We start from the raw sequence: 14,819 nt of genomic DNA, 5'->3' as shown, positions 1-14,819 counted from the left end.
GGCTTTGTGGGCCAAGCTCGTGCTCAACTGCGCCTACAACGCCTTGTCGGCCATCGCCCGCCTGCCCTATGGCCGCCTGGTGCAGGGCGAGGGCGTCGCCGAGGTGATGCGCGATGTGGTGGACGAATGCCTGGCCGTGGCGCGCGCCGAAGGCGTGACGCTGCCCGGCGATGCCCACGAGGCGGTGCGTCGCCTGGCCGGCACGATGCCGGCGCAGTATTCGTCCACCGCCCAGGACCTGGCGCGCGGCAAGCCCAGCGAGATCGATCACCTCAACGGCCTGGTCGTGCGCCGAGCGGCGGTGCACGGGGTGGCCACCCCGGTCAACCGTGCCTTGTGGGCCCTGGTCAAGCTGCTCGAGGCCCAGCCGCTCAGGGCAACACCGTGACCGTGACCGTGGCGCTGTCGGTGCGGCGGTCGGCCACGTCCACCGCGCGCGCGAAGTAGCCCACCGAGCCGCTGGCGTCCGACGGCACCGTGGTGGTCCAGGTGTAGGGGCTGCGTCCGACGCTGCCCAGCAGCACGGCGGTCTCGCCGCTGCGCCGGAAGAAGAGGACTTCGTCGATGCCGCTGTCGTCGCTGGCCGCGGCCGAGAGCAAGACGGTGGCACCGGCGCTCGCGCTTGCGGGCGAGACGACGAGCGACACGCTCGGGGGGTGGCGGTCCCAGCCCCCGTCCCAGCCAATCCAGCCCTGACCCCACTCGACGAACACGCCGCCTCCGCAGCCGGTCAGGGCCGCCAGGGCCAGGGCCGCCGGCAGCTGGCGTCGGCACCGTGCGGACAGGGGGATTGGGGGTGTCATGAGCGCATCCTAGCGTTTGCGCCGGGGCTTGTCCCGGCCCTTGCGGTCAACGCCCGTCGGCGTGGCGCACTATGATGGCCGGTTTAGCGTTCCTGCCGCGTCCCATGTCCCAGCGCCCGCCCGTCGCTCCCATCCTGTCGGCCGATGCCCCCCTGATCCGCGTGCGCGGCGCCCGCACCCACAACCTCAAGAACATCGACCTGGACCTGCCGCGCCAGCAACTGGTGGTGATCACCGGGCTGTCGGGCTCGGGCAAGTCCTCGCTGGCCTTCGACACGCTGTACGCCGAAGGGCAGCGCCGCTACGTGGAAAGCCTCTCGGCCTATGCGCGGCAGTTCCTGCAGCTCATGGACAAGCCCGACGTGGACGTGATCGAGGGCCTGAGCCCGGCGATCAGCATCGAGCAGAAGGCCACCAGCCACAACCCGCGCTCCACCGTGGGCACGGTCACCGAGATCCACGACTACCTGCGTCTGCTCTATGCCCGTGCGGGCACCCCCTACTGCCCCGACCACGACCTGCCGCTGGAAGCGCAGAGCGTGAGCCAGATGGTCGATGCCGTGCTGGCCCTGCCCGAGGATACGCGGGTGATGATCCTCGCGCCCGTGGTGCGTGACCGCAAGGGCGAGTTCGTCGAGCTCTTCCAGGACATGCAGGCCCAGGGCTTCGTGCGCTTTCGCATCGGCTCGGGCGGACAGGCCGGTGTCGTCTATGAGGCCGCTGAACTGCCCAAGCTGAAGAAGACCGAGAAGCACGACATCGACGTGGTCGTCGATCGCCTCAGGATCAAGCCGGGGCTGCAGCAACGCCTGGCCGAGAGCTTCGAGGCTGCACTGCGCATCGCCGACGGGCGCGCCATCGCGCTGGAGATGGACTCGCTCACCGAGCACCTCTTCTCCAGCAAGTTTGCCTGCCCGGTGTGCAGCTATTCGCTGGCCGAGCTGGAGCCGCGGCTGTTCTCGTTCAACTCACCGGTGGGCGCCTGCCCCACGTGCGACGGCCTGGGCGAGGTCACGGCTTTCGATCCGCAGCGCGTGGTGGCCTTCCCCTCTTTGAGCCTGGCCAGCGGCGCGATCAAGGGCTGGGACCGCCGCAACGCCTACACCTTCTCGATGCTCGAAAGTGTGGCACGGCACTACGGTTTCGACCTCGACACGCCCTTCGAGGACCTGCCCGAGCCGGCCCGCCGGGTGATCCTGTACGGCTCGGGCGAGGAAGCCATCGAGTTCGTCTACGAGGCCGAAGGCAGCGCTGGGCGCAAGCGCAGCGTGAGGCGCTCGCATCCCTTCGAGGGCATCCTGCCCAACTTCGAGCGCCGCTGGCGCGAGACCGATTCGGTGGCCGTGCGCGAGGAACTGGCCCGCTACCAGAGCAACAAGCCCTGCCCCGACTGCCACGGCACGCGATTGCGCCGCGAGGCCCGCCACGTGCGCCTGGTCGATGCCGCCAGCGGCAGGGGCACGCCGATCTACGAGATCTCGCGTGCCACGCTGGCGCAGGCGCTGCGCACCTTCGAGACGCTGCAGCTCAAGGGCGCCAAGGCCGAGATCGCCGACAAGGTGATCCGCGAGATCCGCTCGCGCCTGAGCTTTCTCAACAACGTGGGCCTCGACTACCTCAGCCTGGACCGCAGTGCCGACACCCTCAGCGGTGGCGAGGCCCAGCGCATCCGCCTGGCCAGCCAGATCGGCTCGGGCCTGACGGGGGTGATGTACGTGCTCGACGAGCCCAGCATCGGGTTGCACCAGCGCGACAACGACCGCCTGATCGGCACGCTCAAGCACCTGCGCGACCTCGGCAATTCGGTGCTGGTGGTCGAGCACGACGAGGACATGATCCTGGCGGCCGACCACGTGGTGGACATGGGGCCGGGGGCTGGCGTGCACGGTGGGCGCGTCATCGCCCAGGGCACGCCGGCCGAGGTGGCGGCCCATGAGGAGTCGCTCACCGGCCAGTACCTGGCGCGCAAGCTGAAGATCCCGGTGCCGGCGCGCCGCCGGCGGCTGGCCGACAGCACCGACCCGCAAGTGCTGCGCATCGTCAATGCACGCGGCAACAATCTGCGCGGCGTCACGGTCGAGATCCCGGTGGGTCTGTTCACCTGCGTGACCGGCGTGTCCGGCTCGGGCAAGTCCACGCTGGTCAACGATACCCTGTACGCCGCGGTGGCGCGCAAGCTCTACCAGAGCCACCTGGAGCCGGCACCGCACGACGAGATCGAGGGGCTGGACGTCTTCGACAAGGTCATCAACGTCGACCAATCGCCCATCGGCCGCACCCCGCGATCGAACCCCGCGACCTACACGGGGCTCTTCACCCCCATCCGCGAGCTGTTCGCCGAGGTGCCGATGGCGCGTGAACGCGGCTATGGCCCGGGGCGCTTTTCGTTCAACGTGGCCGGCGGGCGCTGCGAGGCCTGCCAGGGCGACGGCGTGATCAAGGTGGAAATGCACTTCCTGCCCGATGTGTACGTGCCCTGCGACGTCTGCCACGGCCGGCGCTACAACCGCGAGACGCTGGAGGTGCTCTACAAGGGCAAGAACATCACCGAGGTGCTGGACCTCACGGTGGAAGACGCCTACGCCTTTTTCGACGCCGTGCCGGCGATCGCGCGCAAGCTCAAGACACTGCTCGACGTGGGCCTGGGCTACATCCGCCTGGGACAAAGCGCCACCACGTTGTCGGGCGGCGAGGCGCAGCGCGTGAAGCTGGCGCTGGAGCTGTCCAAGCGCGACACCGGTCGCACGCTGTACATCCTGGACGAACCCACCACCGGGCTGCATTTCCACGACATCGGGCTGCTGCTGCGCGTGCTGCACCAGTTGCGCGACCACGGCAACACGATCGTGGTGATCGAGCACAACCTGGACGTCATCAAGACCGCCGACTGGGTCATCGACATGGGCCCCGAAGGCGGGGCCGGCGGTGGCACCGTGGTGGCCGCCGGCACGCCCGAGGACATCGCCCGCCACCCTGCGAGCCATACCGGCCGCTACCTGCGACCGTTGCTGAGCTGAGCCGGGGCCGCGTTCAGCGTTCAGTACGGGCAGTTGTTGTACGAGCGCGAGACCTCGTAGCTCGTGATCACGCGGTTGTACTCGGCCCCGCACACGAAGGGGCTGTAGCGCGTGTCGTTGTCGACGAAGCGCTTCATCCACGAGATGCCCAGCTTGCCCAGCGTGGCGTCATGGCCGCCACCGTTCATCACGCAGAAGTGGTCGTCGTTGCGGATCTCGACGTAGTTCTTGCGCGTGCTGCTCGGGATGGCGTTGTAGAACGGGATGGCATGGCTGGACACCGGCGCGATGCTGTCGTCTTGGCAGCCGAAGATCATCGTGGGCACGCTCACGGTGCGGAAGGCCGTGGACGAGGTGTTCCACGGCGCCATCGGGATGGCGGCCTTGTAGCTGGGGTTGTCACGCGCGGCCAGCAGCGAGCCGCCACCGCCCATGGAATGACCGGCCACCGCGCGGCGGCTGGTGTCCACCTTGCGATAGATCGGGCTGGAGCTGCGGCCGTTTTGTGTGGCCAGATAATCCAACGCGGCCTGGAGCTGACGGGCCCGGCTGTCGGGTTGGTCGTACAAGGTGATGGTGTCGATGACGAGCACGACGAAGCCGTGCGAGGCCAGGCGTTCGCCCCAGAAGGTCATCGTCGAGGACGTGCCAGTGAAGCCCGGCGACACCGCGATCGCGCCGTAGGTGCCGCTGGCCGTGGGGTAGTACAGGCGCCCGCCGCCAAAACCACTGACCGCATAGCGCGACACCGAGGTGCTGCGAATGGCAAACGGGCCGTTGCGCTCCAGAGCCGAGGCCGTGGGGTCGGGGCCTTTTTGATATTGGGCTTGAGCAGCGGCGGGCGCCAACAAGGCCGCACCAGCCGCAATCGCTGCGGCCATCGTCGAAAGAGTCCAAGATTTCATGAAGATGTCTCCGAACGTCATGCATGATGATGAATGCGCGGCCCTGGCTGGAACAGCCTGTTTCTGATTGAAACATATTAAAATGCACGGCCGTGCACTTTCATCATTGCACGCGCGGGCGTGCGTCTCCCACGGGTTTTCCCGAGACCGGGGAATGCCCCTGTCTCCCGGGTGTCATCTGCTGCCCGTGCATTCCCTAGATCCAAAGGGTTGGCGGCGGTGCAAGATGCGCGCATGCTGATCTCCCGACGCACTCTTGCCTGGCTTGCGGCCGCCGTCGTGGCCGTGGGCCTGGTGGCGGCCTGGCAGCTTTGGCAGGCGGCTCCCGACGAGCCCCGGGCCGGGGTTGCGCCGCAGGCGCGAGCCGTCTCCGAAGGGGCCATGCCGCAGGCTTCCGCCGCGGCGGATGCCAGCCCCGGCTTGCGCGAGCCCATCGATCTGATGGGCTTGACGGTCGATGTCGCGCGTTTGTTCGACATCGGCTACGCGGGGGGCTTGACGATCGACGAGCGCACCCTCGACGCCTTGGAGACGGTGCTGTCGCACATGCCCGAACACTGGGACGCCCAGGACTTGGAGCGCTTGTCCTGGACGCTGCGTGACGGTTTGCCGGCCGCCGATGCCCAGCGCGCGCTGGGCCTGATCCAGACCTATCGGGACTACCTGGGCCAAGCGCGTGCGCAATTGCAGCAATGGGGCATACCCGCCAACGCACAAGATGCGCAGCAGTTTTTCGATCGCATGCAAGCCTTGCAGCGGCAGCATTTCGGTGCCGAGACGGCGCAAGCCCTGTTCGGTGAGGGCATGGAGCATGGTCGCGTGGTGATGGAGGCGGCCTTCGTGGCCCAGGATGCCTCCCTCAGCCCCGAAGAGCGCAGCGCGCGTTTGCAAGCTTTGCGCGAACGACTGCCGCCGCAGCTGCAGCAGGCCATCGTCGAGGAGCCGTCGGTGGCCGTGTCTGGCGGATCCTGAGTGCACCAGGGGGGATCGCGGCGGCCCGGCTGCGCCGCGGTGAGGCTCGCCGTACAGTGCGCAAGCACTGCCAGGAGCGCCCCCATGACTTTGACCGTCGATTACTACCTCGCCCCGCAGTCGCCCTATGTCTACCTGGGCCATTTGCGTTTCTGGGACATCGCCCGGCGCCATCGCGCGACGATCCGCGTGCTGCCCATGGATCTGGGCGGCAAGGTCTTCCCGGTCTCGGGCGGGCTGCCGCTCAAGCAGCGCGCGCCCCAGCGCCAAGCCTACCGGCTGTTGGAGCTCAAGCGTTTCGGCGAGTACCTGAACATTCCCATCCACCCGGAGCCGGCCTACTTTCCGGTCGCCGGTGACGACGCGGCCAAACTCATCGTCGCGGTGGACCTCAAGGACGGCACCGAGGCGGCGATGCGCCTGGTCACGGCGGTCACGCGGGCTGTGTGGGCCGAGCAGCGCAACATCGCCGATGAGGCGGTGCTCGCAGCGCTGCTGCGCGAAAGCGAATTGCCGTCCTCGCGCATCGAAGACGCCCACAGCCAAACGGTGCACGAGCGCTATGAGGCCAACACCCAGCAAGCCATCGACGCCGGGGTGTTCGGTGCGCCCAGCTACGTCATCGACGGCGAGCTGTTCTGGGGCCAGGACCGGCTCGATTTCGTCGAGCGACGCCTGGCCCGGGGCTGAGGCCCGCGCGTGGCCGCCCGCAGCCCCGGGGGGCGAGATCCGAGGCCTTTCAGTCCACCTTCGCCCCCGAGGCCTTCACGACGGCCGCCCATTTCTTGATCTCGCTGTCGATCAGGCGGGCGAATTCCGCCGGGGTGTTGCCGCTCGGAATGGCGCCTTGGGACTGCAGCCGCTCCTTGATCGCCGGATTGGCCAGGGCCTTGGCGGTTTCCTGCTGCAAGCGGTTGACGATGTCGGCGCTCGTGCCTGCCGGGGCCAGCAGGCCGAACCACGAGCTGGCTTCATAGCCCTTGAGCGGGCCGGCCTCGGCAATCGTCGGCACGTCCGGCAGGGCCTCCGAGCGCGAGGCGCTGGTCACCGCCAGGGCCTTGAGCTTGCCGGCCTTGATGTGCGGCATCGACGAGGGCAGGTTGTCGAACATCAGGTCCATCTGGCCGCCGATCAGGTCGGTCACGGCCGGCGCCGAGCCGCGATAGGGAAAGTGGACCATGTAGGTGCCGGTCATGGTCTTGAACAACTCGCCCGCCAAATGGATGGACGTGCCGTTGCCGCTGGAGGCCATGTTGAGCTTGCCGGGGTGGGCTTTGGCATAGCGGATCAGGTCCGGGACGGTCTCGATCTTGTACTCGGCCGCCTTGGCCGGGTTCATCACCAGCACATTGGGCACGCCGGCCACCAGGGTCACGGGCGCGAAGTCCTTCTGCGGGTCGTAGGGCAGCTTGCCGTACAGCGAGACGTTGATGCCATGGGTGCCCACCGTGCCCATCAGGAGGGTGTAGCCGTCGGGCGCGGCGCGCGCGACCTCGGCCGCGCCCACGTTGCCGCCGGCGCCGGGTTTGTTGTCCACCACGAACTGTTGTCCGAAGGCCCGGCTGAGCTCGGGGGCCAGCGCACGGGCCAGGATGTCGGTGGTGCCGCCCGGGGCAAAGGGCACGACGATGCGCACGGGCTTGGTGGGCCAGGCCGACTGCGCCTGCAGGGCCGGCGCGAAGGCCAGGGCGAGGGCGGCCAGGCACAGGCCGCGGCGGGTGAAGCGTTTCATGAGGTCTCCGTCGTCGATCGAAAGTCTCCCGCAGTGTGGACGCAGCCGCCGGCGGTCTGCATCGGGGCGATCCCCGGGTCGGTCCGCCGGCGCGGCGATCGGCAATAGTGCACGTTCGCGCCGTTTGCGTGGTGTCGGCCAGGTCTTTCCTAGGGTGAGCGCGTAGACCTGCCGTCCCAGGGTGGCTCCTAGAATCCGGGGCGCCTTTCCCAACCGCCCTATGACAGCCGCGTGATCCCTGTCCAGGAGCACCGAGTGCTCGCGCCCTTGGTCAGCGCCGCCCCGCGCTGGCCCGCACCCGCCTATGTCCTCCTGGCTGCGGCGGGGGCGCTCGCCATCCTGGCCTTCGGCGGAGCCTTCGCAGGCCTGGGCGCCTGGACCCGCTGGGCCGGGGGGGCCGGGGTGCTCGGGCTGGCGGCAGTGCTGGCCTGGCACATGCGCATGCTGCTGCGCGAAGCCCGCACGCAGGAGCGTCGCTATCGGCGCCTGTTCTCGCGCTCGCCCTCGGCCCTGGTCATTCACCGTGCGTGGCAGATCGTCGTCTGCAACGAGGCCGCGGCCCGCATCATGGGCCTGGCCCGGCCCGAGGACCTGATCGGCCGTGACCTGCTGTCCTTTTTCGACGAGGACTCGCGTGAGCGTGCACGCGCACGGCTGCAGGCGCTGGCCGCGTTGGCGCCGGACGAGAGCCTGCCGCTGGCGGACCTGGTGATCGTGCGGCCCGACGGGCGTCAGGTGATCGTCGAGGCCACGTCCACCCGGGTGGAGCTGCCCGATGGACCGGTCACCGAATCGATGTTCCTCGACGTGACCGAACACCGTGAGGCCCAGGCGGCGCTGCGTCGCTCGGAGGCCCTGCTGACGGGCCTGTTCGAGGCCTGTCCCGACATCATCACGGTCACCGAGCCCGAGACCGGGCGGTATGTCCGGGTCAATCGCCGCTTCACCGACGTCATTGGCTATGCCCCGGAGGAGGCCGTCGGCCGCACCGTGCTCGAGCTGGGCATGCTGCCCAGCCAGGCCGAGCGGGAGCGCTTTCTCGGTGTGATCGAGCGCGAGGGTCGCATCGTCAACTTCCCGATGCGCTACCGCACCAAGGACGGACGCGAGATGCCCATGCGGATCGCCGGCACCTTCTTCGAGGTGGGTGGCCGGCGCTACCTGCTCGTGATGTCGCGTGACATGAGCGAGCACCAGCGTGTCCTGGCCGAGTACCGCGCCATCTTCGACAACGCCTCGGTAGGCATCGTGCTGGTGCGCCGGGGCCGGATGCGCCAGGTCAACGAGCGCTTCGAGCGCATGCTGGGCTGGCCCGCCGGCAGCCTGGCCGGCCGGTCGGTGCGCGACATCTGGCCCAGCGACGAAGCCTTCGCGCGCGTGCGGGCGACGGCGCAGCGAGCCATCGCCTCGGGGCAGCCGCTGGACTTCGAGTGGCAGATGTGGCGGCGCGACGGCAGCCCCTTCTGGGCCCGCTCGCGGGCCACCGTGCTGAGGGACGTGCCGTCAATGACGCCGGCGCATGACGGGCGTGACACGATCTGGATCGTCGAGGACGTCACCACCGAGCGCGAGGCGGCCGCCCAGCTCGCCGCCGCCAAGGAGCGGGCGGAGGCGGCCAGCCGGGCCAAGAGCGCCTTCCTGGCGAACATGAGCCACGAGATCCGCACGCCGTTGCATGGTGTGCTGGGGCTGGCCCAGCTCGCGGCCCTGCCCGAGGTCGAGCCCGACCGGCGCAAGGACTACCTGCAGCGCCTGGTGGAAAGCGCCCGCTCACTGTCGGCCGTGATCTCGGACATCCTGGATCTGTCCAAGATCGAGGCGGGCCGGCTCAAGCTCGAGTCCATCGAGTTCGACCTGCCCGAGCTGCTGCAGGCCCTGCACGACACCTATGGCGAGCTCGCACGCGCCCAGTCGCTGGACTTCGAGCTCGAGCGGCCGGACGACCTGCCGACGCGGGTGTGCGCCGACCCGGTGCGCCTGCGCCAGATTCTGGGCAACTTCCTGAACAATGCGCTGAAGTTCACCGAGCGCGGCCGCATCACGCTGCGCGTGGACCGTGGCCGCCGGGGGGGCTGGCGCTTCGAGGTGGAGGATACCGGCCCGGGGATCGATCCGGCCTTGCACGACCGCCTCTTCGAGCCCTTCATCCAGGCGGACGACTCCATCACGCGCCGCTATGGCGGCACCGGGCTGGGCCTGTCGATCTGCCGCCAACTGGCGCGCCTGATGGGCGGCGAGGTGGGGGTGCGCAGCCAGCCGGGCCAGGGCAGCGTGTTCTGGGCCGAACTGCCCCTGCGCGAGGTGCAGCCGCACACCCTCCCTCAGGCCCTGGGCGGTCCGGATGCGCAGGCACTGCAGGGCGCGCGTGTGCTGGTGGTGGAGGACAACCCGGTGAACATGATGATCGCGGTCAGCATGCTCGAGCGCTGGGGCATCGAGGTCGTGCAGGCGTGTGACGGGCAGCAGGCCCTGGAGGCGGTGGAGCGCGACCAGGGCCGCTTCGATGCCGTGCTGATGGACGTGCACATGCCCGACATGAGCGGCTATGACGTCACCGCACGGATCCGGCGCCGCCACGGGCCCGAGGCGCTGCCCATCATCGCGCTCACCGCGGCCGCCATGGTGAGCGAGCAGCGCCGTGCGCGCGAGGCCGGCATGAACGACTTCGTGCCCAAGCCCATCGACCTGGACGACCTGCACGCCACGCTGCATCGCTGGGTGCGCCCGCGCGCGTCCTGACCACCCCCGCGAGCCGGCCGGGGCCAGGCGCTGCGGACCTCAGCGGCTGCGGCCGAAGAGCTGCTGCAGGGCCGCGTCGATCAGCAGGCCCAGCGCACTGTAGATCAGCGAGCCGATCAGCGCGGCCGTGAAGCTGGGCACCGTGAGCCCGGCCAGCAGGTAGCCCGCGAAGTAGAACAGCAGCGCGTTGATGACGAAGAGGAACAGGCCCAGCGTGACGACCGTGACCGGCAGCGTGAGCACCACCAGCACGGGGCGCACGACGGCATTGAGCAGGCCCAGCACCAGGGCCGCGACCAGCGCGGCGCTGAAGCTGGCCACCTGCACGGCCGGGTAGACATAGGCGACGAAGAGCAGGGCGGCGGCCAGCAGGCCCCAGCGCAGGAGGATGAGCATCATGCGTCCAGCATAGCGCAGGCCAGCGCGACGGCGCCCGGCTCCCGCACGATCGCGGCCTGGGCGGGTCGCTCAGGCTTCCGACAACGCGACCAGGGCCCCCAGTCCGAAGAGCAGCAGGGTCGTGCGCCAGGCCGGCCGCGCGCGTTCGCGGGGCGGCTCGATCGGAGCGCTCGCCTTGGGGCGTCGCAGGTCCACGACTTGATCGGGCCGCAGCGTGCCCAGCAGCTCATCGAGCGGTCCGCGGGCCAGCACGCAGCGCACCCGCAGGCCGTGGGCCGCCAGCCAGGGCTCCAGCTCATCGAACAGTCTGTGGGCCCACTTGGTGCGCCAATGCTCGCGAGCTCCGTGCGAGACCCACTTGGACACCCGGTGGGTCATGCGTGGCGCGCAGCCGACCAGGACGATCTCGTCGGTGTCGGTCTGCAGCGCAGCCGGCCGGCCCTCCAGCAGGGGCAACAAGCGCTCCCGGGTGTGAGAGGCATCGTCCACGAGAAAGACCGTCGTGCGCATGGGGTTCCTTGTCATTGGGGGGGACTGTCGTCGGATGGTCAAGTCTGATCCGCTGGGCTGTCCATCGGCATAAAGCCCCATCGCTTGCCGGGTTATGGTGGGGGCCGCGACAATCCCGACTGTCGAAAGGGGAGTAGCACACGGTTCCCCACCGTGGCGACGGCCCGTCAGTACGGACGCATCCGCCAGGATGTGCCCGGGTCCCGCAGGAAGCCGGCCCGCCAGGGCTGCGACTTCGCCCCGCAAGACCTTTCGGCGCAATCAAGCTTTTGTGGAGTGTTCATGAACACCATTGCGCCCGATTGGCTGTGGGTCTTCTTTGTCGTTTCCGTCCTCGTGGCCCTGTTCATCGACTTCGTCGTCCTGCGCAAGCAGGGGGCGCATGCGGTGTCGGTGAAGGAGGCCTTGAACTGGTCGATCGTCTGGGTCGCGTTGAGCTTTGCCTTCAACGGCCTGTTCTGGTGGGCCGTGGCCCAGGACCACGGCACGGCCGTGGCCAACGTCAAGGCCACCGAGTTCCTCACGGGCTACCTCATCGAGAAGTCGCTGGCGGTCGACAACATCTTCGTCTTCCTGATGATCTTCACCTACTTCGCGGTGCCGCCGGCCTATCAGAAGCGGGTGTTGATGATCGGCATCATCGGCGCCATCGTGCTGCGCACGGTGATGATCCTCCTGGGCAGTTGGCTGGTGGCGCAGTTCCACTGGCTGCTCTATGTGTTCGGCGCCTTCTTGCTCATCACCGGCATCAAGATGTGGTGGGCCTCGGGCCAGGAGCCGAACCTGGAGGACAACCCAGCGCTCAAGCTGTTGCGCCGGCTCATGCCTGTGTCGAAATCGTTCGACGGTGAAAAATTCTTCACGATCGAAAACGGCAAGCGCATCGCTACGCCTTTGCTGCTGGTGGTGGCCCTGGTGGGTGTGATCGACGTGATCTTCGCAGTGGATTCCATCCCGGCGATCTTTGCGATCACCACCGACCCCTTCATCGTGCTCACGTCGAACATCTTCGCCATCCTGGGCCTGCGGGCGATGTATTTCCTGCTGGCGGCCATGGCCACCAAGTTCCACCTGCTCAGCTACGGCTTGGCGGTGATCCTGGCCTTCATCGGCACCAAGATGCTGCTGATCGACGTGGTGAAGATCCCGGTTTTCGCCTCGCTGGGCGTGGTGGCGGCCATCCTGGCGATCACGATGATCCTGAGCGTGCGCACTGCGCCGAAGCTGCCGGCACGCCGCCCCGGGGAATGAACCCTGCGCGTGCCCGGGCGCGTTGATCGCACGCGGCACGCGCCCCTGCGCATACAACACGAACGAGAATTGTTATCATTTGTGATGGTTTTTGTTCGAAGGTGTATCCGCCAGCCATGAGCCCCCGTCGTCGGGGAGCCTCTCGCCAGCCAAGACGACTTTCGAGCCTGTCTTGCCACCCTCAGTTGGAGAGAAGCTTTCATGGCACGCTCAGCTCGCGCCAAGGCGCGTTTGCGCCGTTCGGTTCGTTCGCATGTTTCGGGGGCGGTGGCCCCGGCCCGGATGGGGCCGGCCGCTGCCTTGATGGCCAGTCTGGCCGTGGGCGGTGCGTGGGCACAAACGTCCACACCCTCTGCCACCACGCAGTCTTCGGCGCTGCCCGAAGTCAAGGTGCAAGCCACCGCTGAACAAAACCCCAAGGAGAGCCTGCGCGTCAACCGCACGGGCATCGGCAAGGGTGATCAGGCGCTGCGCGACATTCCGCAGTCGGTCACGGTGATCACCGAGCGGCTGATGGACGAGCGCAATCTGGACGACTTCCGCGAGGTGCTGCGCAGCACGGCCGGCGTGACCTTCCAGGCCGGGGAAACCGGCGAGGAGGACATTCGTCTGCGCGGTTTCTCGCTGCTGCAAGCCGGCGATGTCTACATCGACGGCCGCCGCGACCCCGGCCTGCAAGAGCGCGACACCTTCAATCTGGAGCGCATCGAAGTGCTCAAGGGTTCGGCCTCGATGCTCTTTGGTCATGGCTCCACCGGCGGGGTGGTCAACCAGGTGAGCAAGCGGCCCTTCCTGATGAACCGCCACGAGGTCAACGTCTCGGTGGGCTCGGGTGACTATTACCGCCTGACCGGTGACTTCAATGCGATGACCGGGCCCAACGCGGCGCTGCGCATCAACACCCTCATCCACGAGGCCGACAACTGGGGTGCCAGCGTGGACAAAAAGGGCATCGCGCCGACGTACAACTGGGGGATCGGCACGGCCGATGAATTCCAAGTGGGCTTCTATCACTTGGAATACGACAACAAGCCCTTGTACAACCACCCCTGGTTCAACATCGACGGCAAGATCAAGCCGTCTTTGCCGGCGAAAAACTACTATGGCCTGGACAGCGACTACAACAAAGGTGGCTCCACCTATGGTTCCTTCCAGCACATTCACCGCTTCTCGGGTGATGCCGAGCTGAAAACCTCGCTGATGCACGGGCGCTTCAAGCGCGATTTGTGGGCCTCGGTGATCCGCTTCGCCGGTGCGGCCAGTCAGCCCAACGGACAGGCCGTCACGCCTGACAATCTGGGGCCGGACACGGTGCTCACGCGCACCGGCAAAGGCCGTCGCGGGGTGAGCGACATCACCACCTTGCAAAGCGATTACTCCGACCGCTTCGAGGCCTGGGGCCTGCGTCACCACCTCATCGCCGGCCTGGAGTTCAACCGCGACGATGCGCAGCGCAACAACAATGCCGCCGGACCGGCACGTCCCACCACCACCGTGGGCACGCCCGACGATGGCGCCAGCATTGCGGATACGCGCGTCATCCCGATGAACCGCTTTGACGCGCGCACCTACAGCGCCTATGTGCAAAACACGGCGGAACTCAGTGCCACGGTCAAACTGGTGGCCGGGGTGCGCTTCGACCGCTTCACGGCCGACTTCCGCGACACCGCCGGCAACAGCGCCGAGATGAAGGAATCGCTGTGGAGCCCGCGCGTGGGCCTGCTGTTCCAGCCCAACGACTGGTCGTCCTACCACGTCTCGTACGGCACGTCGTACAACACCTCGGCCGATACCTACCAGCATGCGATCAACGCCAACCTGGGATCGACGAATGTGCAGCGCCTGATCAACACGCCGCCGGAGAAAAGCCGCAACTTCGAGATCGGCGGCAAGTTCGATTTGCTGGACAACCGTCTGTGGGTGAGCTCGGCGCTGTTCTACTCGGAAAAGTACAACGAGCGTAACACCGACCCGGACACGGCGGCGAACCAGGAGCTGCTGTCAGGCAAGCGCCATGCCGCGGGCCTGGACCTGGACGTGGCCGGCCGCATCACGCCCAAGTGGGAGGCTTTCCTGTCGTACACCTGGATTCCAGATGCGCGCATCGACGAGAGCAATGTCACCAGTGGCAACGCGCAGCAAAAGGGGGACCGTCCGGGCCTCACGCCCAAGCATGCCGCCAGTTTGTGGACGACTTACCGGGTGCTGCCCAAGTTGCGCGTGGGCGCGGGCTTGAACCACCGTGGCAAGCAAAACCCGGAGGGCAACCGCACCATCGAGGCGCCCAGCTTCACGACGCTGGACTTGATGGGCGAGTATGCGTTCAACGAGTCCTTGTCGCTGAAGGTGAACGTGAACAACGCCACCGACAAGCTGTATGCCGACTCGCTGTATCGCGGCTTCTATGCACCGGGCGCGCCGCGCACCGTGCAGGCCACGCTCAAGGCGGTGTTTTGATCTGAGCCTGGGTCGCTGGGCGGCCCAGGCGAGA

The 14,819-nt window shown here is 67.7% G+C and carries 12 protein-coding genes; 7 read left to right on the top strand and 5 right to left on the bottom strand.

Annotated features, from left to right (window positions below; all coding sequences use genetic code 11):
• Positions 1–388: ketopantoate reductase family protein (locus tag ACK42S_RS02380; protein WP_409702853.1), on the top strand; the 388-nt coding region annotated here is incomplete at its 5' end.
• Here the strand turns inward: ACK42S_RS02380 and ACK42S_RS02375 are convergent.
• Entirely contained in the window at positions 372–803 is a 432-nt protein-coding gene (locus ACK42S_RS02375; protein ID WP_409702851.1) for an Ig-like domain-containing protein, read from the bottom strand. The genes ACK42S_RS02380 and ACK42S_RS02375 overlap by 17 nt on opposite strands.
• Before the next feature lie 104 nt (positions 804–907).
• Between ACK42S_RS02375 and uvrA the strand changes: the two genes are divergently transcribed.
• The gene (gene uvrA, locus ACK42S_RS02370; protein WP_409702849.1) at positions 908–3,820 is read left to right on the top strand and encodes an excinuclease ABC subunit UvrA; all 2,913 of its coding nucleotides are present in this window, start codon (positions 908–910) and stop codon (positions 3,818–3,820) included.
• A gap of 20 nt (positions 3,821–3,840) precedes the next feature.
• Here uvrA and ACK42S_RS02365 read toward each other — a convergent pair whose 3' ends face one another.
• Positions 3,841–4,725, bottom strand: coding sequence for an alpha/beta hydrolase family protein (locus tag ACK42S_RS02365; protein WP_409702847.1), 885 nt, complete (start codon positions 4,723–4,725; stop codon positions 3,841–3,843).
• Between the two features lie 234 nt (positions 4,726–4,959).
• Between ACK42S_RS02365 and ACK42S_RS02360 the strand changes: the two genes are divergently transcribed.
• Complete coding sequence (locus ACK42S_RS02360) at positions 4,960–5,697, top strand: lipase secretion chaperone (RefSeq protein ID WP_409702845.1); 738 nt, start codon at positions 4,960–4,962, stop codon at positions 5,695–5,697.
• An 84-nt stretch (positions 5,698–5,781) separates the two neighbouring features.
• Positions 5,782–6,387: a 2-hydroxychromene-2-carboxylate isomerase gene (locus tag ACK42S_RS02355; RefSeq protein ID WP_409702843.1), complete on the top strand. Its 606-nt coding sequence runs from the start codon at positions 5,782–5,784 to the stop codon at positions 6,385–6,387.
• A gap of 49 nt (positions 6,388–6,436) precedes the next feature.
• Here the strand turns inward: ACK42S_RS02355 and ACK42S_RS02350 are convergent, their stop codons facing one another.
• Complete coding sequence (locus ACK42S_RS02350; protein WP_409702841.1) at positions 6,437–7,429, bottom strand: Bug family tripartite tricarboxylate transporter substrate binding protein; 993 nt, start codon at positions 7,427–7,429, stop codon at positions 6,437–6,439.
• A gap of 255 nt (positions 7,430–7,684) precedes the next feature.
• On the opposite strand from ACK42S_RS02350, the gene ACK42S_RS02345 reads away from it, so the two are divergent.
• Positions 7,685–10,168 (top strand): PAS domain S-box protein, encoded by a 2,484-nt coding sequence (locus tag ACK42S_RS02345; RefSeq protein ID WP_409702839.1) that lies wholly within the window; start codon positions 7,685–7,687, stop codon positions 10,166–10,168.
• Between the two features lie 39 nt (positions 10,169–10,207).
• Here the strand turns inward: ACK42S_RS02345 and ACK42S_RS02340 are convergent, their stop codons facing one another.
• Both ACK42S_RS02340 and ACK42S_RS02335 read right to left on the bottom strand, forming a co-directional pair.
• Positions 10,208–10,564: a phage holin family protein gene (locus tag ACK42S_RS02340; protein WP_409702855.1), complete on the bottom strand. Its 357-nt coding sequence runs from the start codon at positions 10,562–10,564 to the stop codon at positions 10,208–10,210.
• Between the two features lie 72 nt (positions 10,565–10,636).
• Positions 10,637–11,077, bottom strand: a complete 441-nt coding sequence (locus ACK42S_RS02335; RefSeq protein WP_409702837.1) for a hypothetical protein — start codon at positions 11,075–11,077, stop codon at positions 10,637–10,639.
• A gap of 282 nt (positions 11,078–11,359) precedes the next feature.
• Between ACK42S_RS02335 and ACK42S_RS02330 the strand changes: the two genes are divergently transcribed.
• Both ACK42S_RS02330 and ACK42S_RS02325 read left to right on the top strand, forming a co-directional pair.
• Positions 11,360–12,328 carry a TerC family protein gene (locus tag ACK42S_RS02330; protein ID WP_409702835.1) on the top strand — a complete coding sequence of 323 codons (969 nt, stop codon included), beginning with the start codon at positions 11,360–11,362 and terminating at the stop codon, positions 12,326–12,328.
• Between the two features lie 201 nt (positions 12,329–12,529).
• Entirely contained in the window at positions 12,530–14,785 is a 2,256-nt protein-coding gene (locus ACK42S_RS02325) for a TonB-dependent receptor (RefSeq protein WP_409702833.1), read from the top strand.
• The last annotated feature ends 34 nt before the right edge of the window (positions 14,786–14,819 follow it).

Source organism: Caldimonas sp. (assembly GCF_046289365.1).
In the GTDB taxonomy this organism is placed as follows: Bacteria; Pseudomonadota; Gammaproteobacteria; order Burkholderiales; family Burkholderiaceae_C; genus Caldimonas.
This window is presented reverse-complemented; position numbering and strand designations above follow the sequence as displayed.